We start from the raw sequence: 26,291 nt of genomic DNA on the forward strand, positions 1-26,291 counted from the left end.
ACGACTTATCAAGAACACCTCGTCTTCTACGCGTTCTTTGATAATAGAGCTGTAGAACACCCTGTTAAAGAACAGATTGCCTTGGTGCAAGAATAACTTTTCATTCTTACACCAAGGCAATCACATATGGGTTTCTAATCTATACATGAAGTCATTAGATATTAAACCCTAAAGCGCGCATCATATCGCGTCCGTCTTCGGTAATACGTTCAGGACCCCACGGTGGCATCCATACCCAGTTCACATGCCAAGCGTCAAGGATAAGCTCCAGGTTTTGTTTAACCTGTTCTTCGATGACGTCTTGTAGCGGGCATGCGGCTGTTGTGAGTGTCATATCAAGAACAAGGATGCCTTCGTCATTCCAGCGCATACCGTAGAGTAGGCCGAGGTCGACGATGTTGACTCCAAGTTCTGGGTCAATCACGTTTTTGAGGACTTCTTCAAGTTCCTCTTGTGAGGGACGACCAGCTGCGGTTGTCTCGTCCATGGGGTAGGTCCCTTTCGTTCGTTACTTACCGAGGTAGGAAACGTAGCCTTCTTCTTCTAGACGGTCTGCAAGTTCGGGTCCGCCTTGATCTACCATGTGTCCGTCAACAAAAACGTGAACGAATTCAGGCTTGATGTAACGAAGGATACGAGTGTAGTGAGTAATGAGCATAACACCCATATCGTTATCTTGGTGTGCACGGTTGACACCTTCAGAAACAATCTTCAACGCGTCAACGTCAAGACCTGAGTCGGTTTCGTCAAGAACAGCAAATTTTGGTTTGAGCAGTTCAAGCTGAAGAATCTCGTGGCGTTTCTTCTCGCCGCCAGAGAAGCCTTCATTGACGTTACGAGAAATGAAGTCTGCATCAATTTTGAGCTTGCTCATTGCTTCTTTGACGTCTTTTGTCCAGGTACGTAGAGCTGGTGCTTGTCCGTCAATAGCGGTCTTTGCAGAACGCAAGAAGTTGGACATTGTTACACCGGGAATTTCGACGGGGTACTGCATAGCAAGGAAAAGACCTGCGCGAGCACGCTCGTCAACAGACATTTCTGTGACGTCTTCACCGTCGAGGAGAATCTCACCGGAATCTACACGGTATTTAGGGTGTCCGGCGATAGTTGCTGCCAAAGTAGATTTGCCAGAACCATTGGGTCCCATAATAGCGTGGATTTCACCGGAGTTAATGGTGAGGTTAACGCCTTTGAGAATCTGCTTAGAGTTTTCATCGTCAAGGATGACAGAAACGTAGAGTTCCTTAATTTCGAGAGTAGACATTGTTCTCCTAAAAACTTTTGTACCGTCGTAACCGTTAGTTATTGCTGATTGCAAGTTCTGCTTCAAGAGCTTGCATGAGTTGTTCTTCCAACTCAGGGATACGTACTTGCTGAATGATTTCGTTCAAGAATCCACGCACGACAAGGCGACGAGCTTCGTCTGCGGGGATACCGCGAGCTTGTAGGTACCAGAGGTGCTGCTCATCGAGCTGACCTGTAGTTGATGCGTGTCCGGCACCTTCGATAAGACCAGTCTCAATTTCTAGGTTTGGCACAGAGTCTGCACGAGGTCCGTCTTCAAGAAGAAGGTTACGGTTGAGCTCGTAGGTGTCGGTTCCTTCAGCTTCTTTACCGATTAAGACGTCGCCAACCCATACGGAGTGGGCGTTACGTCCCTGAAGCGCACCCTTATAGGTCACACGGGATTTACAGCGAGGAACACTGTGATCGACAAAGAGTCGTGATTCAAGGTGCTGACCGGCATCGACAAAGTACAGTCCGTACATCTCAGTTTCGGCACCGGGCGCACTGAATTTCGTTGAGGGGGTGACACGAACGAGGTCTCCACCGAGTGAAATACTCACGTGTTTGAATCGGCTGTCACGTCCGAGGGAAGCGTATTGTGCTGATGCGTGAACTGCGTCGTCATCCCATTCTTGAAGGGAGATAACGGTCAAGGTGGAGGAATCGCCAACGACGAACTCAACGTTCTGGCTCAACACTGCAGAACCGGTATGACGTAGTACAACGACAGCCCGAGAGAAAGGCTTCGTCTCGATAAGTAGATGTTGTGCAGTAGGTTCGCTGTGTTCACCGTGAATTTCTACGTTGATGCGCTGGTCTAGCTCAGTTTCTTGAGGAATAGTGAGCACAGTTGCTTCTGCAAAGTGTGACCATGCGTTCGCTGCAACACGATCTTCGGGGATACCGGCAGAACCGATACGAGAGTCTTCTCGTGAGACAGTCTCAACCAGTACGGCGTCTGGAGCGTCGATAGATGTTGATACCGGTGTTCCAGTCAGTGCGTCGGTGTGTAAACCTTTGAGACGTTTGAGAGGGGTAAAACGCCAGTCTTCTTCACGTCCTGTGAGCGCAGGGAAGTCTTCTACTCGATATGAGGTTTTACGACCTGCACGTGAAGAGTCCACGCTTTGAGTTTCAACACGTAGGGTGTCGTCATGTGCGTGTTCAGTCGCTAGTTTTTCTCCTTCATCGTCCATTCCGGGGATTGCAGGAGAGTTATGGGTGATGGTTTCTTTAGCTGTCATCGTTAGCCCACAGATCCTTCCATTTGAAGTTCAATAAGGCGATTGAGTTCAAGAGCGTATTCCATAGGAAGCTCACGAGCAATAGGTTCTACGAATCCGCGAACAATCATGGCCATTGCTTCTTCTTCGCTTAGTCCTCGCTGCATGAGGTAGAACAATTGTTCTTCGGAAACACGAGAAACGGTTGCTTCGTGTCCCATGGTGACGTCATCTTCTCGTACATCCACGTAGGGGTAGGTGTCCGAACGAGAGATTGTGTCGACAAGCAGCGCGTCACAGACAACGTTTGATTTGGAGTGTGATGCGCCTTCACGAACCTGCACTAAGCCACGGTATGCGGAGCGTCCGCCATTACGTGCGATGGATTTAGAGATAATAGAGGAAGAGGTGTTTGGGGCGATGTGCACCATCTTGGATCCAGTATCTTGATGTTGTCCTTCACCAGCAAATGCGATGGACAGTGTCTCGCCTTTAGCGTGTTCACCAACCATGTATACGGCGGGGTATTTTTGGGTGACTTTAGAGCCAATGTTACCGTCGACCCATTCCATGGTGGCACCTTCATGGCAGATGGTGCGTTTGGTAACGAGGTTGTATACGTTATTGGACCAGTTTTGAATGGTTGTGTAGCGTACACGTGCGTTCTTTTTAACCACGATTTCTACAACAGCTGAGTGCAAGGAATCAGACTTGTAGATAGGTGCGGTGCAGCCTTCAATGTAGTGAACGTAAGATCCTTCATCAGCAATGATGAGGGTACGTTCGAACTGTCCCATATTTTCAGTATTGATTCTGAAGTATGCCTGGAGAGGGATTTCGACGTGGACTCCAGGAGGAACATAGACGAAAGACCCGCCAGACCATACTGCGGTGTTCAGTGCAGCAAATTTGTTGTCGCCGGTGGGGATAACGGTGCCAAAGTATTCGCGGAAGATGTCTTCGTGTTCGCGTAGTGCAGTGTCGGTGTCGACGAAGATGACCCCTTGTTTTTCGAGGTCTTCACGAATTTGGTGGTAGACCACCTCAGACTCGTACTGGGCGGCGACACCTGCAACGAGGCGTTCACGTTCTGCTTCGGGGATACCGAGCTTTTCGTAGGTGTTGCGAATATCTTCGGGAAGGTCTTCCCAGCTTTCTGCTTGACGTTCGGTAGAACGCACGAAGTATTTGATGTTGTCGAAGTCAATTTCTGATAGGTCTGCACCCCATGTGGGCATGGGTTTACGTTCGAAGAATTTGAGTGCCTTAAGACGCATTTTGAGCATCCATTCGGGTTCGTTCTTCTTTGCAGAGATGTCGCGTACAACATCTTCGTCGAGGCCACGTTTAGCAGTTGCACCAGCTACGTCGGAATCTTTCCAACCGTACTCGTAGGTACCGATACCTTCGAGTTCAGGGTTGGCCTCGAGAATCTCTGAAATGACGGTGTTGTTGACGTTACGTTCAACTTGTTCAGTCATCATGGCCTTTCTTGTAGGAAATCTATCAGTTGTGTGATGGTCGAAAGAATGTTTATTTCTTTGCCTGTATTTCGCTGTTTTCACTCATGTCACGTGCTAGAGGTACGTGTGTGGTGCACACGTGTGCTCCTGCTGCCATGGTGGATAGACGGCGGACATCTACTCCCAGTAAGTCAGCAATAATTTTGGTTTCTTGGTCGCAGAAGATTTGGAAGTCTTCTGCGAGGTCTCGCACTGGGCAGTGCCCTTGGCAGAGTTGAATACTTGCCAGTAGGTGGCGAGGCAGTGTCCTGCCGCGTGGGGGTTCCATCACCTGTGCGGTTGCGACGAAGCCGTCGCGGGTCATTGCTTCGGCAAGGGCTTGTGCACGGTTTGCGACGTTCTCCCCTGCCGCTTCAACGATGGGACGGTATTTTTGTTCCATCTCTGAAGCTCTTGCTGAGGCGAATGCGCGTAGTGCGTCTTCTCCAACTTGTTGTTGCAACATTTTGAGTGCTTCTCGAGCGATGTCGAGATAGTCGTTGCCAAGCTGGGTGTGCCCTTGGGGTGCAATGACGTATCGTCTGGCAGGGCGTCCTGCGCCGGCTCCGTATTGTTTGAGAGGCGCTACGACAATGAGTTCTTCTGCTTCGAGTGCGTCGAGGTGACGACGCACCGCTGCAGGAGTGAGATTGAGTTCCTCGCCGAGACTAGCAGCAGAAACTGGACCGTGATTAAGTACGCCACGCAAAACTCTGTCTCGAGTTTTTTCTTCTGTCTCTGCATTGCGCGTACCAGGTACCTTCTTTTTGGAAGTTTGATTCGCTGAATACACAACTAAAGTATGTCCTAATTATGAGTAGTTCTCTAGTAAGGTTTACCTATCTTCAGATTAGAGGAGTGTCACACTTAGGTGCAGATAGGAACTTTTAACGCTGGTTGACACCCTCAAACAATGAGGCTATCACCTTTTTACAAGGGTCAATAAAGACAATAAAATGTGCTTTGACTAGCTAATTTGTAAATTATACGCTGTTTTAAAAATCTTTTTTGAGAATAATTTTTACTACCGTGCACAACAAGAAAAATATTTTTTAGAGTAGTGTCGCAAACTTATGAAAGGGAAATAGACAGCTATTTCCAAGGTTTTTACAGGCATCATTAAGGAGTTTTCGGTTATCGATTACCTAAAAACTCTAGTGTGAGCACGTAGAATGATACGGTGCCACAAGATAGAGACAAGAGTTCACGGGACAGTAGGGAGAAACCCTCCTCACTGAGAATTTCTCGGTTAGTCAAAGAATATAAGCCCTCAAAGAGTTACCGCAAAAAACACCCTCATCATCTAACGCATCGAGGGACAGTTCGAGCAGTAGATGGAATCTGCCTTGAAGCTCTTGCCGGAGAAGTAACCGTTTTACTTGGTGCTAATGGCGCAGGAAAAACTACTACCTTAGAATGTGCGCAGGGGCTTCAAAAACCCGAAAGCGGAGAAATTCATCTTCTAGGACATAACCCGTGGGGTGCTTCTGCAGAGCTTCGGGCGCGAGTTGGCATCATGTTACAAGATGGCGGATTACCTCAATCTCTGCGCCCTATTCCGCTGCTTGAACACATCGCGACAATGTATCAGCAGACGTATCCTCTTGATGAACTCATTCAGAGGCTAGGCATTGACACTTTTAACGGCACCAGCATTAGACGGCTTTCAGGCGGCGAGCGCCAACGGGTTGCTTTTGCGGCAGCTCTTATTGGGAAACCTGAGATTCTCTTTCTCGATGAGCCTTCGGCAGGTCTTGATCCACATTCTCGTCAGGTAGTTTTTGATTTAATTACCGAGCAGAAAAAGCGGGGTACTGCTATTGTTTTGACAACTCATCTGCTGGATGATGCTCAGAGGCTCGCCGATTATGTTTATATTATTGGTGCCGGACGGAACGTATTAGAAGGAACTGTTCCTGAACTTGTTGAGCAGTCAGCAACAGATGTTAAAACGCTTCACTTTTCGCTCTCTGATGAATCGTTGAGCATGATGCAACTCCTACCGACCTTATCGAAAGGTTTAACGTTAAGTACCGCGCATCCTGGTTCTTATACTCTAACCGGTGAGATTACTCCCCCCGTTTTAGCTGAGTTGACGGCTACTTTAGCGGCCCGTAACATTCTTCCACAACGTATGGAACTTTCTTCACGAACCCTCGAAGATGTCTTTCTTGATATCGCAGGAAAGGAAACGTCCTCATCATGATTTCGACACCGCGTTCAGCTTCTTTGAGTACACGCTTACGTGCACAGGGGCGATATGAGCTTGTTGCCATGTTGAAAAATGGTGAACAGCTGATGCTCAACATTGCGTTTCCGATGATGGCTCTTTATGTGATGAGCTGGACAAGTTTCTTAGATTCTTTTGCTCAAAAACTACAAAGCACTCGCATTGACATTGCGGTTCCAGGCGTTCTTGCCTTGTGTGTTATTTCTACTGCGTTATCGGGACAGGGTATCGCTACAGGTTTTGACCGCCGTTATGGTGTTTTGCGTTTTTTGTCGACGACTCCTCTCGGTAAAACTGGTCTTATTGTTGGGAAAGTATGTGCTGTCTTAGGAGTGTTATGCCTTCAGTACATTCTTGTTGTGTTGGTGGCGTTGACGCTTGGTTGGTCTCCTCAGTGGGGTGCCGTAGTGGCTTCTCTTCCCACATTATTATTAGGTGCAGCGTCTTTTACGTCTTTGGGGTTGCTCATTGCGGGGACGGTGCGCGCTGAAGCAACGTTGGCCATCGTTAATATGGCGTGGGCTGTTCTTGCAGCGGTCGGTGGCACTTTATTACCTACACATCATTTACCGAGTGTTTTGGGAAGGTTGGTGGATATTCTCCCTTCCGGCGCTCTAGGTAATGCTCTACGAGCCGAATTTTTAACTCATGAGTTTGCTCTGATTCCTCATCTTGTACTTCTTATGTGGACGGCACTTTGTATCGGTTTAGCTACAAAGTTTTTCCGCTGGTCCGCATAAATACATCACACCCTGCAATCCCCTTTGAAGGTGGTTTATTTGTCTTCGTTAACAGAACGTATTCATGAGCTAAAAGAACGTGTTGCTTCTGTGTGCCTGCCGCGTACACCAAATCTTTATGTTCTGAGGATGGCCTATGCTGTGGTTATCGCTAATATCGTTTTAATCGTCTCCGGTGGTGTCGTGCGACTGACCGGTTCGGGGTTGGGATGTGATACCTGGCCTAAATGTACGTCTTCTGGTTCGTGGACAACGACACCAGAGATGGGTATTCATGGTCTTGTAGAGTTTGGCAATCGAATGCTGACCTTTGTCTTAATTATTGTTACGGGATTGACGTTTCTCTCAATTCTTCGAATTGCTATGCCTGAAGCATCCTCGTTGTCTCAATGGTGGAAGAAACTTTTTACGGGTTTATCTCACTCACGACACCAGTATTCGGACCTTTTTAATCTTTCTCTCTTGTTGCTTTGGGGAATCCCTATTCAAGCTGTTGTGGGAGGCTTGTCTGTTCTGCTTAAACTCAATCCATGGATGGTTACAGTGCATTACATGCTTTCTGCCATCATGATTGCTTTGGGTGCATGTTATCTCAACCGTGTACGTCGATATTTTGCTTCAGGCGTTATTGAAAGTGAGGGAGTTCTCGATAGTTCCCTTCCTCAGGGTGCAGTTTTTCTCAAGTATTTGGGTTGGACTAGTTTGGTGCTGGTATGTTTCCTTATTTTTATGGGCACGGTAACAACTGGCACCGGACCTCATGCCGGTGATCCTAGCGCACACCGACATGCGTTTAATCCGTGGGTTGTAACTCGTATGCATTCTTTCTCAGTGTGGGCCTATCTTATGGTTATTCTTAGTTCCCTCTATTTGGCACGAAAATATCAGTGGTCTCAGGCTCTACGCCGTAGCTGGTATTGGGTTCTAGCTGTTGTCGTCTATCAGGGGGTTGTTGGGTACATACAGTTCTTTAATGGTCTTCCTGTGTGGCTGGTAGAGATGCACCTATTAGGCTCTGCCTTATTTACGTGGGCGGCTATTACTGCTGTAGAACGTCAGCTTGTTATGGCTTCTCAGCCGTCACGAAGATTAGCTCAACAGCGTCGTATTGTGTAAAGATAAATGGATGCATAAAGGAGGGGTGCCCCAGATGTTCTGGGGTACCCCTCCTTTATTATGTGGTGTTTTATAAGGTAATCAGTGCGTGTCCGACGAATGGGTCAATCGCCACGGCAATAAAGAGTACGGTGAGATAGGTGATGGAGCCGTGAAATACGGTCATTGCGGTTCTGCTTGTTGCTTTTCCAGCAATAGCTAAAGCGTGCAGACGGTGGCAGTGGTAGAGGAACCATGCACCGCTGGCAATAGCCGTGAGAGTATAAACCCATCCTGCCCCACCCAGTGGCACTAGGAGCAAGGAGCAGATAACCATGGCCCAAGAATATAGGACGACTTGCACAGAGACACTTTTAGCCGGTGCGATAGCTCCGAGCATGGGGATTCCTGCTCGTTGGTAGTCTTCGGCGTATTTCATAGATAGTGGCCAGTAGTGTGGGGGTGTCCAGAGGAAGATGACGGTGAAAAGGACTACTGCTGCCCAGCTGATGGTGTTTTCGACGGCAGCCCATGCAATAAATACGGGCATACATCCGGCCAGTCCTCCCCAAACGATGTTTTGGGTGGTACGACGTTTAAGGTAAAGCGAGTAGAACACAACGTAAAGGAGGATAGCGATGAGCCCTAGCATACTGGCAAAAGGATTAACTAATACCCATAGGTAGATGATAGAGATGATCGCTAAGGCCCATGCGAAGATGAGTGCTTCTTTATCGCTGACCTCTCCGGTGACGAGTGGGCGACGTTCTGTTCTTTTCATGAGACGGTCTGCATCTCGGTCGATATAACAGTTGAAGGCGCCAGAGGCGCCAGCTGCCATAGCTCCACCGACCATGGTGTTGATGATGAGCCAGAATGGGGGCATACCGCCCGCTGCAAACATCATGGTTGGAGCGGTTGTCACTAGCAGAAGTTCAATAACCTGAGGCTTTGTCAGGTGAATATAGGCGATGAGCTTACGCATAAGGCTCACTTTGTGCGATCCTTTGGGCGTGTCTGATGCTGTTGCGTGAGCTTCAGTGACGCGATGTGTATTTAGACCCTTCACTAACGTTGGGCTCCCTACCAGAATCGTTGTATGTGTGTAGTTAGTGTTCCCGTTGTTTATTTCATATGGTGAAATATTCTCGGGTGAGATTAAGTCCTCACTCTTGAACTCTTTTCGGTGGTGTCGCCTCTACTTTGGGGATACATACAACCGATTTTGAGCACGTTAAAGGAGCGGACTGTCAAACTAATGCTATACCTTTTAGAAGAATAATCATAATAAAGCACGCGATATATCAAGGAACAGAACCGACATCACGAGAAGTCTTAGAAAGTCCTTCTTCCTGCCGTATTTTCAATTATCCTTAGAACTAACTTAATGTGCAGTTGTGCAGCTAAACATCCTGAACTATTTGTACTAATGTCGTTCCTGTAACCGCTGTATCTCATCACTATCTCTATGAAAGGGAGACAACGTGCCACATCTTGATCAGAAACTCAATTGGACGGAGAAGGATCAACGAGCTGTTGATACTGCCCGAATCTTAGCAGCGGATGCTGTTGAGAAGGTAGGTTCGGGGCACCCCGGTACTGCAATGAGCTTAGCTCCCGTGGCATATTTGCTGTATCAGAAGGTGATGCGCCATGATCCTCGTGACGATCGTTGGGCAGGGCGTGACCGCTTCATTCTCTCCCCCGGTCACAGCTCACTTACCGCTTATATTCAGTTGTACCTGAGTGGTTATGGTCTTGAGATGGAAGATCTTAAAGCGCTTCGCACTTGGGGCGCACTCACTCCCGGTCACCCCGAGTATGGTCATACTCGCGGTATCGAGATTACAACAGGCCCATTGGGACAGGGCTTAGCTTCAGCTGTAGGTTTCGCGTATGCTCAACGACGGATGCGCGGGCTATTTGATCCTGAAGCTCCTGCTGGTCAGTCACCTTTTGACCACACCATTTATACGATTGCTTCTGAGGGAGATATTCAAGAGGGTGTGACCGCTGAGGCATCTGCTCTTGCTGGGCATCAGGAGCTTGGAAATCTGATTGTTATTTTTGATCGTAACCACATTTCCATTGAAAACGACACCGATGTTGCTTTCACTGAAGATGTTCTCAAGCGTTACGAATCCTACGGCTGGGATACTGCACATGTTGATTGGACAAGTAGCGGTAACTATGTTGAAGACCTCGAAGCGCTGTATGCTGCGATTGCACGAGCTAAAGAAGTTACAGATAAGCCTAGTATTATTGAGCTGCGCACTATTATTGGTTGGCCTGCACCCAATAAGCAGAATACCGGCGGTATTCACGGTTCTAAGCTCGGTGCTGACGAGGTTGCTGCAACAAAGGAAATTCTTGGTTTTGACCCTGAAAAATCATTCTATATTGATGATGAGATTCTTGAGCATACCCGCAGTGTTCAGCAACGTGCAGAACAGTCTCGACGGCAGTGGGAGACTCTCTTTGAAAAGTGGCAGCAGGAGCACCCTGAAGAAGCTAAACTTTATGCGCGTCTAAATGCCGGTGAGCTTCCAGAAAACTATGAGCAGGCTTTCCCTACCTTTGAAGCTGGCTCAAGCATTGCAACACGTGCTGCTTCTGGAAAAGTTATTAATGCTATTGCTGATACGTTCCCTGAGCTTTGGGGCGGTTCATCAGATCTTGCTGGTTCTAATAACACCACTATTGACGGCGCGTCATCTTTCAATCCTGTTTCTCATAGCACTGATAGTTGGAATGCCAGCCCATATGGTCGAGTCTTGCACTTTGGTATCCGTGAACATGCTGCAGCAGCTATCTGTAACGGCATAGCGCTCTCTTCGCCTACTCGCCCGTTCAATGGCACGTTCTTTGTGTTCTCTGACTATCAACGTCCGGCAGTTCGTCTTGCGGCATTGATGGGTGTACCTAATATTTTTGTGTGGACTCATGATTCCATTGGTTTGGGAGAAGATGGTCCAACGCACCAACCGGTAGAACACCTTTCAGCTTTGCGAGCAATTCCTCAATTGGATGTTGTGCGCCCTGCAGACGGTAATGAGACGTCAGTTGCGTGGCGTAAAGTTCTTGAAATTCAAGATCGTCCGGTGGGGTTGGTCCTTTCACGACAGAATCTTGTGAATATCGCACGAGAAGACCTTCATCCTGAAGCTGAGGGTGAAAAATTTGCTTCGGCGGAAGGTGCTGCACGTGGTGGTTATGTTCTTGCCGAGACAGAAGGCACTGCTGATGTTCTGCTTATTGCGACTGGTTCAGAAGTAGAAATTGCACTTAGCGCACGTTCTTTGTTGAAGGAACAGGGAGTAGCTGCACGCGTTATCTCCATGCCTTCTCGTGAATGGTTTGTTCAACAGCCTGAAGAATATCGCCATAGCGTTATCCCTCCAGAAATTAAAGCTCGAGTTACGGTTGAAGCAGGATCTGCGATGAGCTGGTACGACGTCCTTGGCGATGCCGGCCGCGCTGTCTCTCTAGAGCACTTTGGAGCTTCAGCTGGTGCAGACGTTCTCTACCGTGAATTCGGTATTACCCCAGAAGCTGTTGTACAAGCAGCTCAAGAATCTATTGCTGCCGCAGCAACCCGATAAACTTTGACACTCTCTATCACCGTTAGGATGTACTGATGACGACCTCAACCCAAAAACTCACCGATGCTGGTGTATCTATTTGGCTCGATGACCTCTCCCGTGAGCGCATCACCTCTGGGAGCCTTGAAGAACTTATCTCTTCTCGCAATGTTGCAGGTGTAACTACCAACCCCACCATCTTCGCTGGCGCACTTGCCCAAGGAGAGTCTTATTCTGAGCAGGTTAAAGAACTTGCAGAAGAAGGCGTAGACGTTGAAGAAGCTGTTTTTACTATTACAACAGATGATGTCCGAGCAGCCTGCGATATTTTTGCTCCTGTCTATGAATCATCTCAAGGACGCGACGGTCGCGTCTCTATCGAGGTAGACCCGCGTCTAGCTCGTCAGTCAGCTGAAACTGCAGCTATGGCAAAGGCCTTAGCTTCTCGTGTTGATCGCGAAAACGTGATGATTAAGATTCCAGCTACAGAAGAAGGTCTTGAGCCAATCGCTCAAACTCTAGCTGAAGGCATTTCTGTTAACGTGACGCTTATTTTCTCGTTATCCCGTTATCGCGCAGTAATCAATGCATATATGCTTGGTTTAGAGCAAGCATTAGAAAATGGTAAAGATCTGTCAAAGATTCATTCTGTAGCTTCGTTCTTTATCTCTCGTGTAGATTCTGAGATTGATGCTCGCCTTGAGGCTATCGGCACAGACGAGGCTAAAGCTCTCAAAGGTAAAGCTGGTTTGGCAAACGCTCGTTTGGCCTATCAGGTTTTTGAAGAAGCATTCTCTTCACAGCGTTGGGAACGTCTCGCCGCAGCTGGTGCGAATATTCAGCGTCCGCTATGGGCTTCCACTGGAACCAAGGATCCAGCGCTTCCTGATACTTTGTATGTTACGGGTCTTGTTGCACCTCAATGTGTTAATACTGTCCCCGAAAAAACTCTTGAAGCGACTTATGACCATGGTGTTGTTACGGGAGATACCATTACCTCTACCTACGATGAGTCCGATAAAATCCTTAACGCTATCGAGTCTCTAGGTATTTCGTATCAAGAGGTCGTTACGCTTTTGGAAGACGAAGGACTTAAGAAGTTCGATATTTCGTGGGAAGAGCTTCTCGAAACTATTCGTCAAGCACTAGCTTCAGCATAATCTTCTAGCGTTAGGCGTCATCACCCTACTGGCGCGAACTCGCTCTTGGCGGCAGCTTCCCCTACGATGGAGAGGTTGCCGCCAATACACAACAATCTTTCTAAGGAATATGTACTGTGCCTAACGGTCACGAAACTAACCCGTTGAGGGACTCTCGCGATAAAAGACTGAGTCGCGTTGCCGGCCCGAGTTCTCTGGTCTTTTTTGGAGTTACCGGCGATCTTGCTCGTAAAAAGCTACTGCCCGCGGTTTATGACTTAGTCAATCGTGGTTTGCTTCCTCCTAATTTTGGTCTTGTCGGTTTTGGGCGTCGCGAGTGGTCAGATGATGATTTCCGTCATCAAGTGCGCGAATCAGTCGAAGCACATTCTAGAACTCCTTTTAGGGAGGATGTATGGAACCAGTTCTCTTCTGGTATCCGCTTTGTTCAAGGTGCTTTTGACGATGACCACGCGTTTGAGCAGCTCAAACAGACTCTCGACGAGCTGAAGGAGAGCCGTGGAACTCAAGGGAACCACGCATTCTACCTGTCAATACCGCCCAAAGCTTTTGAGCAGGTCCTTCAGATGCTTGCAAAGCACGGGTTAGCACAGCAACAAGAAGGCTCACGTGAGTGGCGTCGTGTTGTTATTGAGAAGCCCTTTGGGCACGATTTAGAGTCTGCACGAGAGCTTAACTCTATTGTTGAGTCGGTGTTCCCTCAGGATTCGGTATTCCGTATCGACCATTATCTTGGCAAAGAAACAGTACAGAATATCTTGGCAATGCGTTTTGCTAATCAGATGTTTGAGCCACTTTGGAACGCTAACTATATCGACCATGTACAGATTACGATGGCAGAGCCTATCGGTATTGGTTCGCGGGCAGGCTATTATGATGGTGTCGGCGCAGCTCGAGACGTCATTCAAAATCATCTTTTACAGCTATTAGCTTTGACAGCCATGGAAGAGCCCATTAGTTTTAACGCTCATCATCTACGCGCAGAAAAAGAGAAAGTTCTTGATGCGGTGACTCTTCCAGAGAACCTTGCAGAGGCTTTTGCTATTGGGCAATATGCCGGTGGTTATCAAGGTGGAGAAGAAGCAAATGGTTTCTTTGACGAAAAAGATATTCCGGCGGATTCTCGAACAGAAACTTTTGCTGCAATCAAGCTCAATATTAATACTCGACGTTGGGCGGGCGTGCCGTTCTATCTACGGACAGGCAAGCGTCTTGGGCGACGTGTAACGGAGATTGCGTTAATACTTAAAAAGTCACCTAATCTACTATTTAACAATAGTGATGATGCTGGGCAGAACGCTATCGTGATTCGAGTCCAACCCGATGAAGGTATCACTATTAGGTTCTCTTCTAAAGTTCCTGGAACTCAGATGGAGATTCGAGACGTGAACATGGACTTTGGGTATAGCCATTCTTTCACAGAAGAATCTCCTGAAGCCTATGAGCGTCTTATCCTCGACGTTCTGTTGGGTGAACCGCCTTTGTTCCCCCGCCATGAAGAAGTTGAGCTGTCATGGAAAATTCTTGATCCTTTTGAACAGTATTGGCAAGAACACCAGGTTAAGCCGGAGCCTTATGCTCCCGGTTCTTGGGGGCCTGAATCTGCTCACTTACTATTAGCTCGCGATCATCGTGTTTGGAGACGCCCATGATTTCTCATCTTGAACAGACAGATACTGCTCGTATTGAAAAAGAAATCTCGCGTCTTCGCGAAGAGACCGGTAACACCACATCGGGTCGAGTTCTTACCCTCGTCATTTTGGCTGATCCTGGGCATTCTTCTGCCGCGTTAGAAGCTGCTCAGCGAGCATCTCATGAGCATCCTTGTCGTATCATCATGCATATTAGCGAAGACGCAGACGCTAAGAACCGGTTAGATGCAAAGATTGAGGTTGGTGGAGAAGCTGGAGCTTCTGACCTCATTGTGTTGAGAGGTTGGGGGCAAGCTGCTCACGCAACAGAATCTCTCATCTCGGGGTTGCTCCTACCAGATTCTCCTATTGTTGTGTGGTGGCCACATTCTGTTCCTGATCATCCAGCACGACATTCTATCGGTCGGATAGCTCAGCGCCGTATCACCGACTCTGCCCGTGAGGCAGATCCGATGATTACGTTGGAAAAACTTTCTGAAAGTTATTCTGCTGGTGATACTGATCTTGCATGGAGCAGACTCACCTTATGGAGAATACAATTAGCGGCTATTCTAGATCAGGTGCCACCTCAAAAGGTTACACGAGTTGTGGTTTATGGTTCTGCTCAATCGCCTTCTGTTGTTTTGCTTGGTGCGTGGCTTGGTCATCGGCTCGATGCGCAGGTCCATTTGGCAACTACTAAATTAGAACGTGGTTTGTATCGAGTTGTTTTAGAACGTGAAGACGGTTCGATTGTGATAGATCGTCCTGAAACAAATATTGCTACAGTGTCCTCTCCCGGTACTCCTCATCAGCAGATTGCTCTTCCAGTGCGGACCCTTGCTGAGTGTTTAGCGGAGGAACTTCGACGTCTTGACCCCGATGAAGTCTATGGTGAAGTCTTACAAGAGGCTCTCCACCAAGGTAATATTTTGGTTGAGTTGAGCAGCGATGAAGATAAACCTGAAGGCATAGAATGGACGGAGCCTTTCGATGCTTAAAAAGCCGGAAATTATTTCTTATACAACGCCAGAAGAACTTGCACAAAATGCGGCTCAACATTTTTTTGAGGTAATACAAGAGTCTTTACGTGCACGCAACCGTGCTGATGTGTGTCTCACCGGTGGCAGTATGGGCACTAAATTGTTAGAGACTCTCCCCCACTATATTCAGTTTTTAGAGGACTTTTCGTGGGAGAACGTGCATTTTTGGTGGTCTGATGAACGTTTCCTTCCGACGGGACATGACGACCGTAACGAAAAGCAGGCATATGATGCCTTCTTTTCACAGGTTTCTGTTCCTTCTGGCAATATTCATCGTATGGGTGCTAGTGATGTTTTTGATAGCCCAGAAGAAGCCGCAAAGGCATATGTTCGTGAGTTAGCAGAACATTCTTCAGCTCATCAGAGAACTCCTCTTTTTGATGTTCTACTTTTGGGAATGGGACCAGATGGGCATATTGCTTCGTTGTTCCCTGAGCGGGATGAAGTGTTCGATACCGAGAATATTGCTGTTGCTATCCATCAGTCTCCTAAACCTCCAAGTACTCGAGTTTCGTTGACGCTACCTGTTATTTGTTATGCTCGTCGGATATGGTTCTTAATCTCTGGCGAAGATAAGGTTCAGGCGGCTTCTCGACTCGTAGAGACGCGAGATTTACCGTATGAGAAAATTACAGCTCAAATGCTTCGCCAGACGCCTGCTCGTGGGGCGAGGGCATTAGAACGAACGACTATTCTCATCACAGATTCTGCTCATCAGAAATAGTGGTACGGTATTGAGAAGATGTCCTATAGAATTTTAAAGAAGTAAAAAAGAGTTGGGGTTCTCATTGCTATTAGTGAGAACCCCAACTCTTTAATGTTGTTATATAAAAACTTTTCTTTAGACCATTGCGCTTTCGAAACGAAGCACCAAACCGTAGCTGACAATAGCAAATACCCAGATGAGGATAACCGTAATGGTTAGTCGCACGAGGTTCTTTGAGGCAGATCCTGATGAGTTCAGGGAGGTAGTCATGCCACCCCCGAACATATCTGAAAGGCCGCCGCCCTTGCTACGGTTCAGGAGCACCAACAAGATTGTTAGTACGCTCGCAATAGCGATAATCACCATCAACGTGATTTTGAGAGTCTCCACGAGAGCCTTTCGTCCGCAATTGTGTATTAAGCCCGATAAAGGGCACAAGAAAACTATACGCTAATTTTTGCTCCGATGGCTAATGAGTTCTTCTATATTCTGAACTTCTTCGCCATCTATAGGTACTTAAACTTCTGGTGATATTGATGTTCTGTATATACCACCAGAAGTTTAAGCCCCTTGGATTATTTAGCGTGCGTCGAAATGTGCAATCTGAGCGAACTCAGCAGCATCGAGAGAAGCGCCACCGACAAGAACGCCGTCAACATCGTTTTCTGCCAAAATTTCTGGGGCAGAAGTCGCTTTAACAGATCCGCCGTAGAGTACACGAACTTTTTCAGCGACGTCAACGTTGTAGAGTTTCTCCATTTCAGCTCGGATTGCTGCAGACATATCTTGTGCGTCAGCAGAAGTTGCTACTTTTCCGGTGCCGATTGCCCATACTGGTTCGTATGCAATCACAAGTGTTTCAGCTTGTTCTGCGGTGAGCCCTTCAATGGAGCCACGAAGCTGTTCCAGAGTAAATTCAACGTGGTTTCCAGCTTCACGAGTTTCTAGCCCTTCACCAACACACAAGACGGGCGTGAGTTCGTGACGGTATGCAGCTTGTACTTTTGCTGCGCAGATAGCATCGCTTTCGGCGTGGATGGTACGACGTTCTGAGTGTCCGACGAGAACATAGCGTGCACCGAGTTTTGAGAGGAATGCTCCGGAGATATCTCCGGTGTATGCGCCAGAGTCTTTATCGGATAGGTCTTGTGCCCCGTATCGTACCTGAAGTTTGTCCCCATCTACGAGGGTCTGCACGGAGCGAATATCGGTAAAGGGCGGAAACACAACAACTTCGGTGTTGTCGTAGTTGAAGTTTGCGTCGTCAAGAGTCCACGCAAGCTTCTGCATCAAAGTCACACCTTGGGTGTGATCCATATTCATTTTCCAGTTACCGGCAATAAAAGGTTTGCGGGTCATATTTGTTGAGTCCTTTTCTCCGCTAATGCGGCGATGTTAAAGTACGTCTAGATGTGAGCACCGAGTTAGTTTACGGTTTTGAAGAGCTTACGTCTCTAAGCATATCTACTGGTGCTGTTATACGACAATGGCGGGTCACCAAAGGTAACCCGCCATCTCTAGATATTTTTAGGCACCTAGTGCGTCTAATCCGGGAAGAGTCTTACCTTCAATGTATTCGAGGGAAGCTCCACCACCGGTGGAAATGTGTCCAAACTGTGCATCGTCAAAACCGAGGTTGCGAACAGCTGAAGCTGAGTCGCCGCCGCCAATAATAGAGAATGCTTCTGAAGAGACGAGTGCTTGCGCAACGCTCTTGGTTCCTTCAGAGAATGCTGGAATTTCGAAGACACCAACTGGGCCGTTCCAGAATACGGTCTTAGCGCCCTTAATCTTTTCAGCAAAGATTTCACGGGTTTTAGGACCGATGTCTAGGCCTTCCGCTTCAGCGCCGAGTTTTCCGCCTTCGAGGTCTTCGATGGGGCGAATCTCGGTGTTTGCGTCGTTAGAGAAGTCATCAGACCAAACGATGTCGCTTGCGATGATGATTTCGGTTCCTTTTTCAGGAGCTTCTTTCAAGTATCGCTGAACGTTCTCGATTTGGTCTTCTTCGAGGATGGACTTACCTACTTTGTAGCCTTGTGCAGCTGCAAAGGTGTAGCCCATACCGCCACCGATGAGCAGGGTGTCTGCTTTACCGATGAGGTTGTCGATGACGGCAAGCTTATCGGAAACTTTGGATCCACCCATGACCACGACGAAAGGACGCTCTGGATTGTTGAGGGTCTTTGCTAGAACGTCAACTTCTTTTTTGACGAGGTCGCCAAGGTAGGAAGGAAGACGTTTTGCAACATCGTAGACAGATGCATGTTTACGGTGAACGGCACCGAAGGCGTCGTCAACGTATGCTCCGTTTTCGCCAGTGAGCGCTACGAGCTCGTCAGCGAATGCGCCACGTTCAGTATCGTCTTTTGAGGTTTCACGTGCGTCGTAACGAACGTTCTCTACAACGAGTACTTCGCCGTCCTTCAAAGCAGCAGCTTTAGATTGTGCATCTTCACCAACAACGTCAGTTGCAACAACAACGTTGAAGTCTGCAAGTTCTGCAAGACGTGCAGCTGCCGGCGCGATGGAGTATTGTGGATCCACTTTGCCTTTGGGGCGGCCGAGGTGAGCGGTAACGATAACACGTGCTCCGGCATCTGCTAGTTTTTTCAAAACTGGCAATGATGCTTTAACACGTCCGTCGTCCGTAACGGTGGTGCCTTTAAGTGGCACGTTCAAGTCTGAGCGAACGAGAACGTGACGGCCCGATACACCTTCAGCGATGAGTTCATCGAGAGCGTGTGCCATGATGTTCTTCTCCAATACAGTTGGTTGAGACAAAGTACCTAAAAGGCAGTCTAGATTAGAGAGCTGCTACGACTTTGTTGGTGAACATAACAAGGCGTGATACGTAACCGTATTCGTTGTCGTACCATGCGAAGACCTTAACCTGGTTACCAATAACCTTGGTCAAAGGTGCGTCGAATACGGTAGAGATAGGCTCACCTTCGATGTCCTTGGAGACGATGGGGTCTTCGTTGTACTTGATGATGCCTGCGAATTCGCTTTCAGCTGCTTCACGTACTGCTGCGTTAACTTCTTCAACGGTAACTTCTTTAGAAGCTTCGAAGGTCAAGTCAACAACAGAGCCGGTGGGGGTAGGAACGCGAACTGCCAAGCCGTCAAGTTTACCCTTGAGTTCAGGAAGAACGAGTCCAACTGCTGCTGCTGCACCGGTGGAGGTAGGTACCATGTTCAACGCTGCTGCACGTGCGCGACGAAGGTCGCGGTGAGGTGCATCGAGTAGGCGCTGGTCAGCGGTGTATGCGTGGATGGTGGTCATCAAGCCGCGTTCGATACCGAACTTGTCGTTGAGAACCTTTGCCATAGGTGCGAGGCAGTTGGTGGTGCAAGATGCGTTAGAGACGATGTGCATGGTCTCAGAATCGTAATCGCTGTCGTTAACACCCATGACGAAGGTGCCGTCGATGTTCTTACCGGGTGCAGAAAGAATAACCTTCTTTGCGCCAGCTTCGATGTGAGCTTTAGCTTTGGTGCCGTCGGTGAAAAGACCGGTGGATTCGAGAACAACGTCTACGCCGAGGTCTGCCCAAGGAAGGTTTGCAGGCTCGCGCTCTGCAAGAATCTTGATTTCTTTGCCATCGACAACAAGGTTGCCGTCTTTGACCTGAACATCACTTTCGAAGGTGCCCATGATGGAATCGTACTTGAGCAGGTGTGCCAAAGTTTTTGCGTCAGTTAGGTCGTTAACTGCGACAATTTCGAATCCTGCGCCATCTTTTGCTGCTGCGCGGAAGAAGGTACGACCGATTCGGCCAAAGCCGTTAATTGCTACACGTACAGTCACTGGGAATCAAACTCCTCATTATTCAGTGAATTATTAGAGGACGGAAAGCGAAAGTCTCACTTTCTCGACCTTAGAACCTTACCTTATGTGGTTTAGCCCTAAAGTTCCTTGGGCTTCCGTCCGGTTCTATTAATATCTTACGACAAAATATGTGAGTTTGGGTGTGTTTCTGTAGTTTTATTTGGTGAATTTTTGGAAAACTCCGTTTTATCCCCAAAACAACTGTTGTTTTTCGTGCCTTTTACAGTTTTTATCCCTCAAAGAGGAATAGCAACATACACAATACACACACATCCCCACATTGATGTGTGTACCCATCCCACAAAAAACAATGGGCCTGAGGCAAAACCTCAGACCCATGAGCCCTGCTTATATCTACAGGCTACAAATCACCATGACCAGCATCTGTACCAGGAATTCCCAACTCAGAAGCACGCTTATCCGCCATAGCTAACAAACGACGAATACGACCAGCGATAGCGTCCTTGGTCATAGGCGGATCAGCCAAACGCCCTAATTCATCCAAAGACGCCTGCTTATGAGCAACACGCAACTCCCCCGCATATCGCAAATGCTCCGGAACCCTATCACCAAGAATCTCCAAAGCACGCTCCACACGAGCACCAGCCGCAACAGCAGCCTGAGCAGAACGACGCAAATTAGCATCATCAAAATTAGCCAAACGATTAGCCGTAGCTCGAACTTCTTTACGGGCACGACGTTCACGCCAACTATTCAACGTCTCATTAGCACCCATACGTTCCAACAACATGCCGATAGTCTCACCATCACGCACGACAACACGATCCACGCCACGCACCTCACGGGCCTTAGCAATAACGTCAAGACGCCGAGCAGCACCAACCAAAGCAAGAGCCGCCTCCGGACCAGGACACGTAAACTCTAACGCTGAAGAACGACCAGGCTCCGTCAAAGACCCATGTGCCAAAAACGCACCACGCATCACAGCCTCAGCATCAGCTAACGAACCGTTCACCACGGCAGGAGGCAAACCACGCACAGGACGACCTCGACTATCTAAAAGACCAGTCTGACGAGCCAATGCTTCACCGCCACTAGTGACACGAACAATATAACGGCCACCTCGTCGTAAACCACCACCAGAGACCGACGTAATCTCAGACTCACGCCCATACATCTCAGCAATGTTATATTGCAAACGCAAAGCAGTAGATTCAAGATCCACCTCAGACTCAATCACAATCTTGCCCGACACCAAATGCAAACCACTGGTAAAACGCAAAATAGTTGAGACCTCAGCCTTACGAACCGAAGACTTCGTCGATTCATAGCGGGCAAGTTCTTCTTTAACCGAAGCCGTTAGTGCCATACGGCAATTCCTCCAAAAACATATAGATGCGATGTCACCTTCATAAACAACAGTGAAATACCGCTACGACAAATAAGTTCTAAACACTTCTTGATAGGCCGCTCCAAGCTTAAGCGGGTCGTGCACGTTTCTTTCCACACTATTACGCACAGATCTCCAAAAAACCTTACCGCCCAGCTCAACCGCGACCTTATTAAGCTCATCAGGTGAGCCCATACCGTCACAATCCGCTATCACCGCGTTAAGCCTAAATTCTGGAACGTATTTACACAAAATACGAAGATGCTCAGAAGCACTCATTCCCAAAGTCTCCCGATCCTCCAGCTCAAGATTCATCACCACACAAATCTTCGCCTCAGTCTGCAATAACGCATCGCGAATCCCCGGCAATAATAGATGAGGAAGAACCGACGTAAACCAAGAACCAGGACCAAGAATCACCCAGTCAGCTTCAAGAATCGATTGAACAGACTCTTCACAAGCCTCAGCGCCTTCAGGAGTGAGCTTCACATTCTCAGCCCGAGCCACCTTAGCAACATTAACCTGACCGACAACATGATCGACCACTGGCACTCCAGCATCATCATAACGGACGTCATCGCCTTCAATCACCAACGGTTCACAAGACATCGGCAGAACCCGACCACGAGCATTCAGCAAAGCCCCAGCCCAGTCCAAACCAGCGACAGTGTCTTCAAGTAATTGCCACAAGGTCACAATCAACAGATTGCCTAAAGCATGATCTTCTAAACCACTCGAAGGATTCTGAACCGTCGAATGGAAACGACGCTGCATCACATCACGCCACGTCCGACCCCAATCAGTATCATCACATAAAGCGCTCAACGCCATACGCAAATCTCCTGGAGGTAACACCCCAAAATCTTGACGTAACCGACCAGAAGAACCACCGTCATCAGCAACCGTCACAATAGCCGTCAAATCAGAAGTCACGTGACGCAAAGCAGATAACGAGCCATACAACCCATGCCCGCCACCAAGAGCAGCAACTTTCACCGGACGATGACGACGAGAACGATCTTTAAAAGTTCTCAGATTCTCAGGTAACTTAATAGGAGCGGTAGGTAACTGATACATGCTCACTGTTATTCTCGCCCCATATCTCGATGTTGCAGATTCACATTCACATCAGGCAATTCACGGAGACGACGAGCAATCTCTGTAGAAACAGCAACAGAACGATGCTTACCACCGGTACAACCAATAGCAATCGTGGCGTAATGCTTACCCTCTTGACGATACCCCTTCAGAACAGGTTTCAGAGTCTTCATATAGTTCTCAAGAAACTCTATCGTTCCAGGGTTCTCCATCACATAGTCACGAACTGGAGCATCCTCACCAGTGTAAGGGCGCAATTCCGGAACCCAATGAGGATTCGGAATAAAACGCATATCTGCCATATAGTTCGCATCAGTCGGAGCACCATATTTGAATCCAAAGCTCATAACCGTCAGATTCAAAACACCAGGTTTGCTCGAAGAATACATCGAACGAATCACATGAGCGAGCTCATGCACGTTCTTTCCAGAAGTATCAATCACAGAATCAGCGGCTTCTTTCAAAGCCTCAAAAATCTTACGCTCACGAGCAATACCATCAACAACACGCCCTTCACCCTGTAACGGATGAGGACGACGCTGAGACTCATATCGAGCGATAATATCCTCATCTTTAGCGTCAAGGAACAACATCCGGAAGTTCACATTAGACTTACGCAAGGTATCAATAGCACTCGGCAAATCATTAAACAACGCACGTGCCCGCACATCAATACCAATAGCAAGACGCGGCATCGCATCAGGGGCACGCATCACCAAATCAGCTAGAGCCTGCAACATCTGCGGTGGGATATTATCAACAACATACCAACCCTCATCTTCGAGGACATTGGCAGCGGTGCTTCGTCCAGCCCCAGAAATACCCGTTACGACGAGAATCTCAGGACGTTTTTCCCTCACTACTTCGAGGTTATGAGTATCAACCATAGCTTTGTCTCTTTCGTCAGCTCTGAGAACATCTCCAAAACTAAAATATGTATTAGTTTACACTGATGCTACTCCTAGCTACTACCGTACATGATGAAACTAAAACTTAGCTATCTAAAAGTTCTCCCGTAGACATATCAACACCCCTCGTATCAACATCAGACTCCCCAGCCTCAACCATAAAATACTCCATAATTTTTTGAGCCAAAGCAGGACCAACACCTGGCACCTGTTGAAGCTCCTGCAACGAAGCTTTTTTGACTTCTGCTAAAGACCCAAAATAATCCAATAATGCCTGACGCTTCTTCTCCCCCAGACCATCAATACCTGATAGTACAGAAGCCACCATCGCCTTGGCACGGCGAGAACGATGAAAAGTAATTGCAAAACGATGAGCCTCATCACGAATACGCTGAATCAAGAAAAGAGCCTGCGACGAACGAGGCAAAATAATCGGAAACTCATCATCTAAAACCCATATTTCTTCTAGTCTTTTAGCAATACCCGCAACATATACACCCTCAATATTCAAATCTGCTAGGGCACGTTCAGCTGCAGCCACCTGAGCGCTCGCACCATCCACTAACAACAAGTTAGGAGGATAAGAAAATTTCGGGGCCGATTGCTCTGCGCTCGCACCGTCAGGTGAAGAGAAACTTCTTACTCCTTCAGACTTTTCGTGTAGATATCTTTTAAAACGTCGCGTAATGACTTCATACATGCTGGCAACGTCATCACCAGCATTCTGTTCAGAAATTGTGAATTTACGGTATTGGTTCTTTTGAGGTAATCCATCTTCAAAGACCACCATTGACGCCACCGCATGAGCACCTTGTATATGAGAAATGTCATAGCATTCGATACGCAATAAAGGAACGTCCAATTCCAAAGCTTCTTGAAGCTCCACCAAAGACGCTGAACGAGTCGTCAAATCTCCAGTACGACGTAACTTATGAACAGCTAAAGACTGTTGTGCGTTTTCTTCAACGGTCTCTAACAGCTCACGGCGCTCTGCACGCGGAGAGCTCGTAATCCGCACCGATGAACCACGACATTGAGAAAGCCATTGCTCTAAACGGCTCTGATTCTCAGGAAGAACCGGAACAACAATATGAGGAGGAATCTCAAACTCATTTCGTTCTTGGTCATCATGCTCTCCTGATTCCCCCAACACATATTCTCCATAGACTTGCATCAAGAGCTTCTCTATTAAGGCAGCGTCCTCTTCTTCACCAGAGCGTTCAACAATCCACCCGCGCTGAGCACGGATCTTGCCCGCACGAACAAAAAATACTTGAATCGCAATCTCTAACTCATCACCTGCATAAGCAAAAAAATCGGCGTGAGTACTATCAGCAAGAACAACCGTATTCCGTTCAAAAACCTTCTCTAATGCTAGAAGGTCATCACGCAAACCAGCAGCTTTCTCAAAATCTAGTTCAGCGGCAGCCGCCTTCATCTGCTGTTTTAGCTCAGCTATAAACTTCTCAGAACCACCACTCATAAAACGGCATAGCTGCTGCGCTAATTCATAGTGCTCCTCTTCAGAGATACGACCAATACACGGCGCTGAGCACTTGTTGATATATCCCAGAAGACACGAACGTCCTGTTTTTTGAGCACGACGAAACACACCAGCAGAACAGGTACGCAATGGAAATACTTTTAGTAGAGTCTCCAAGGTCTCTCGGATAGCCCAAACCTGTGTATACGGACCGAAATATCGGACACCTTTCTTCTTCTCTCCGCGCATAATCTGCACACGAGGGAAAGCATCTTTCATCGTAATCGCAAGATACGGGTATGTTTTATCGTCACGAAAAACGATGTTATATCGTGGCTTATATTCTTTAATCCAGGTGTACTCTAATTGAAGTGAATCAATCTCATTCTTAACAACAGTCCACTCCACCGAAGCAGCAGCATGCACCATCGCATAAGTTTTAGGGCTTAACGCTGAGACCTGCTGAAAATACGAGTTCAGGCGATTGCGAAGGTTTTTAGCCTTTCCAACATAGATTACTCTGCCATGTTCATCACGAAAACGATAAACCCCCGGCGAGGTAGGTATCTGCCCCGATGCAGGACGATAACTTGCTGGATCTGCCACACGTAACCTTTCTCTACGATAGCCTTAAACTTTTCCTCCATCGCGAGACGCTGAAGGCGAAACGTTATAAACATTTTCTCGAGCTTGTCCCGAAAGCTGAGCAATTTCATCCATGATTTTATCGGTTGTTTCTCGACGCATCTTCCCACTCATTTTTTCACCAGTGCGAGGAAAATATAACGGTTTTCCCACACGCACAGTAAAACGTCGAGGATAAACCATCATCGAGCCCTGTTTCTGAAGGCGATCAGTACCAATTAGACCAATAGGGATAACCGGAGCACCTGTCATATGCGCTAACCATGCCACACCAATTTTTCCACGATATAAACGTCCGTCTAAAGAACGTGTACCTTCCGGATAAATACCAAATACGCGATCTTCTTCTAATACCTCTAAGGCGCGCTCTAAGGCTTTCATCGATTCTGAACGATCAGAACGATTCACCGGAATAATATCAATGACTTCAAATAGCTTCTTCATGATTTTCCCGCGTATCCCCGGAGTGTTAACGTATTCTGATTTTGCCAGAAACGCCACTCTCCGAGGCATGAGAGCTGAAATAATCACGGAGTCCAAAAAAGCTAAATGGTTAGAAGCCACAATCACAGGCCCACGCTCAGGAAAGTTCTCTAATCCTGTCACCCGTGCGCGAAATACAGTTCTTAAAAGAAAAGTAATGGTCTTTTGAGTGTTCTGATATAGTCGCATCAGCTTCCCTCCACGATGTTTAGAGATTTGTTATCAACATCCCAAGACATCATATTTTCCATAGTCAGTTAGAAGAATCATAGCAACCGTAAGCTCACCTTATG

General features: G+C 47.6%; 23 protein-coding genes. 8 read left to right on the top strand and 15 right to left on the bottom strand.

The features are described from left to right. Positions 1 to 154 precede the first annotated feature (154 nt). Genes ACN084_RS04715 through ACN084_RS04735 form a run of 5 tightly spaced genes read right to left on the bottom strand, consistent with a single transcriptional unit; the run spans position 155 to position 4,805 of the window. Positions 155 to 487 carry a metal-sulfur cluster assembly factor gene (locus ACN084_RS04715; RefSeq protein WP_419101753.1) on the bottom strand — a complete coding sequence of 111 codons (333 nt, stop codon included), beginning with the start codon at positions 485 to 487 and terminating at the stop codon, positions 155 to 157. A 21-nt stretch (positions 488 to 508) separates the two neighbouring features. Continuing rightward, the gene (sufC, locus tag ACN084_RS04720; RefSeq protein WP_419101754.1) at positions 509 to 1,264 is read right to left on the bottom strand and encodes a Fe-S cluster assembly ATPase SufC; all 756 of its coding nucleotides are present in this window, start codon (positions 1,262 to 1,264) and stop codon (positions 509 to 511) included. Between the two features lie 34 nt (positions 1,265 to 1,298). Then, positions 1,299 to 2,531, bottom strand: coding sequence for a Fe-S cluster assembly protein SufD (sufD, locus tag ACN084_RS04725; protein WP_419101755.1), 1,233 nt, complete (start codon positions 2,529 to 2,531; stop codon positions 1,299 to 1,301). 2 nt (positions 2,532 to 2,533) lie between these two features. Then, positions 2,534 to 3,991 (bottom strand): Fe-S cluster assembly protein SufB, encoded by a 1,458-nt coding sequence (sufB, locus tag ACN084_RS04730; RefSeq protein WP_419101756.1) that lies wholly within the window; start codon positions 3,989 to 3,991, stop codon positions 2,534 to 2,536. 52 nt (positions 3,992 to 4,043) lie between these two features. Continuing rightward, entirely contained in the window at positions 4,044 to 4,805 is a 762-nt protein-coding gene (locus ACN084_RS04735; protein WP_419106059.1) for a helix-turn-helix transcriptional regulator, read from the bottom strand. A gap of 387 nt (positions 4,806 to 5,192) precedes the next feature. Here ACN084_RS04735 and ACN084_RS04740 point away from each other — a divergent pair, with 387 nt between their 5' ends. The 3 genes from ACN084_RS04740 to ACN084_RS04750 are packed head-to-tail and all read left to right on the top strand — an operon-like array spanning position 5,193 to position 8,098. Next, the gene (locus ACN084_RS04740; RefSeq protein WP_419106060.1) at positions 5,193 to 6,218 is read left to right on the top strand and encodes an ABC transporter ATP-binding protein; all 1,026 of its coding nucleotides are present in this window, start codon (positions 5,193 to 5,195) and stop codon (positions 6,216 to 6,218) included. Further along, entirely contained in the window at positions 6,215 to 6,982 is a 768-nt protein-coding gene (locus tag ACN084_RS04745; protein WP_419106061.1) for an ABC transporter permease, read from the top strand. The genes ACN084_RS04740 and ACN084_RS04745 overlap by 4 nt, the downstream gene beginning before the upstream one ends. Positions 6,983 to 7,021: 39 nt before the next feature. Next, complete coding sequence (locus ACN084_RS04750; RefSeq protein ID WP_419106062.1) at positions 7,022 to 8,098, top strand: COX15/CtaA family protein; 1,077 nt, start codon at positions 7,022 to 7,024, stop codon at positions 8,096 to 8,098. A 70-nt stretch (positions 8,099 to 8,168) separates the two neighbouring features. On the opposite strand, the gene ACN084_RS04755 is transcribed toward ACN084_RS04750, so the two are convergent. After that, positions 8,169 to 9,146: a heme o synthase gene (locus tag ACN084_RS04755; protein ID WP_419106063.1), complete on the bottom strand. Its 978-nt coding sequence runs from the start codon at positions 9,144 to 9,146 to the stop codon at positions 8,169 to 8,171. Between the two features lie 415 nt (positions 9,147 to 9,561). Between ACN084_RS04755 and tkt the strand changes: the two genes are divergently transcribed. The 5 genes from tkt (at position 9,562) to pgl (ending at position 16,216) form a co-directional block, all read left to right on the top strand. Continuing rightward, positions 9,562 to 11,679 (top strand): transketolase, encoded by a 2,118-nt coding sequence (gene tkt, locus ACN084_RS04760; RefSeq protein ID WP_419106064.1) that lies wholly within the window; start codon positions 9,562 to 9,564, stop codon positions 11,677 to 11,679. A gap of 35 nt (positions 11,680 to 11,714) precedes the next feature. Continuing rightward, positions 11,715 to 12,818 (top strand): transaldolase, encoded by a 1,104-nt coding sequence (tal, locus tag ACN084_RS04765; RefSeq protein ID WP_419106065.1) that lies wholly within the window; start codon positions 11,715 to 11,717, stop codon positions 12,816 to 12,818. A gap of 116 nt (positions 12,819 to 12,934) precedes the next feature. Next, the gene (gene zwf, locus ACN084_RS04770) at positions 12,935 to 14,470 is read left to right on the top strand and encodes a glucose-6-phosphate dehydrogenase (protein WP_419101764.1); all 1,536 of its coding nucleotides are present in this window, start codon (positions 12,935 to 12,937) and stop codon (positions 14,468 to 14,470) included. Continuing rightward, positions 14,467 to 15,450 (top strand): glucose-6-phosphate dehydrogenase assembly protein OpcA, encoded by a 984-nt coding sequence (locus ACN084_RS04775; RefSeq protein WP_419106066.1) that lies wholly within the window; start codon positions 14,467 to 14,469, stop codon positions 15,448 to 15,450. Before zwf ends, ACN084_RS04775 begins: the two co-directional genes overlap by 4 nt. Continuing rightward, a complete protein-coding gene (gene pgl, locus ACN084_RS04780) occupies positions 15,443 to 16,216 on the top strand; it encodes a 6-phosphogluconolactonase (RefSeq protein ID WP_419106067.1) in 774 nt (257 codons plus the stop codon). Before ACN084_RS04775 ends, pgl begins: the two co-directional genes overlap by 8 nt. Before the next feature lie 117 nt (positions 16,217 to 16,333). Here pgl and secG read toward each other — a convergent pair whose 3' ends face one another. The 9 genes from secG to ACN084_RS04825 form a co-directional block, all read right to left on the bottom strand. Continuing rightward, entirely contained in the window at positions 16,334 to 16,588 is a 255-nt protein-coding gene (gene secG, locus ACN084_RS04785; protein ID WP_419101767.1) for a preprotein translocase subunit SecG, read from the bottom strand. A gap of 189 nt (positions 16,589 to 16,777) precedes the next feature. Then, positions 16,778 to 17,557: a triose-phosphate isomerase gene (gene tpiA / locus ACN084_RS04790; RefSeq protein ID WP_419106068.1), complete on the bottom strand. Its 780-nt coding sequence runs from the start codon at positions 17,555 to 17,557 to the stop codon at positions 16,778 to 16,780. 168 nt (positions 17,558 to 17,725) lie between these two features. Beyond that, the gene (locus ACN084_RS04795; protein WP_419106069.1) at positions 17,726 to 18,949 is read right to left on the bottom strand and encodes a phosphoglycerate kinase; all 1,224 of its coding nucleotides are present in this window, start codon (positions 18,947 to 18,949) and stop codon (positions 17,726 to 17,728) included. Positions 18,950 to 19,004: 55 nt separating this feature from the next. Continuing rightward, on the bottom strand, positions 19,005 to 20,009 hold the full coding sequence (gene gap / locus ACN084_RS04800) for a type I glyceraldehyde-3-phosphate dehydrogenase (protein ID WP_419101770.1): 1,005 nt from the start codon (positions 20,007 to 20,009) through the stop codon (positions 19,005 to 19,007). A gap of 382 nt (positions 20,010 to 20,391) precedes the next feature. Further along, entirely contained in the window at positions 20,392 to 21,360 is a 969-nt protein-coding gene (whiA, locus tag ACN084_RS04805) for a DNA-binding protein WhiA (protein WP_419101771.1), read from the bottom strand. 63 nt (positions 21,361 to 21,423) lie between these two features. Then, a complete protein-coding gene (locus ACN084_RS04810) occupies positions 21,424 to 22,458 on the bottom strand; it encodes a gluconeogenesis factor YvcK family protein (RefSeq protein ID WP_419106070.1) in 1,035 nt (344 codons plus the stop codon). 8 nt (positions 22,459 to 22,466) lie between these two features. Further along, complete coding sequence (gene rapZ / locus ACN084_RS04815) at positions 22,467 to 23,366, bottom strand: RNase adapter RapZ (protein WP_419101773.1); 900 nt, start codon at positions 23,364 to 23,366, stop codon at positions 22,467 to 22,469. Between the two features lie 106 nt (positions 23,367 to 23,472). Further along, positions 23,473 to 25,476 (bottom strand): excinuclease ABC subunit UvrC, encoded by a 2,004-nt coding sequence (gene uvrC, locus ACN084_RS04820; RefSeq protein WP_419106071.1) that lies wholly within the window; start codon positions 25,474 to 25,476, stop codon positions 23,473 to 23,475. A gap of 24 nt (positions 25,477 to 25,500) precedes the next feature. After that, the gene (locus ACN084_RS04825; RefSeq protein ID WP_419106072.1) at positions 25,501 to 26,187 is read right to left on the bottom strand and encodes a lysophospholipid acyltransferase family protein; all 687 of its coding nucleotides are present in this window, start codon (positions 26,185 to 26,187) and stop codon (positions 25,501 to 25,503) included. Between the last annotated feature and the right edge of the window lie 104 nt (positions 26,188 to 26,291).

The organism is Rothia sp. P7208, from assembly GCF_048512915.1.
Taxonomy (GTDB): Bacteria; Actinomycetota; Actinomycetes; order Actinomycetales; family Micrococcaceae; genus Rothia.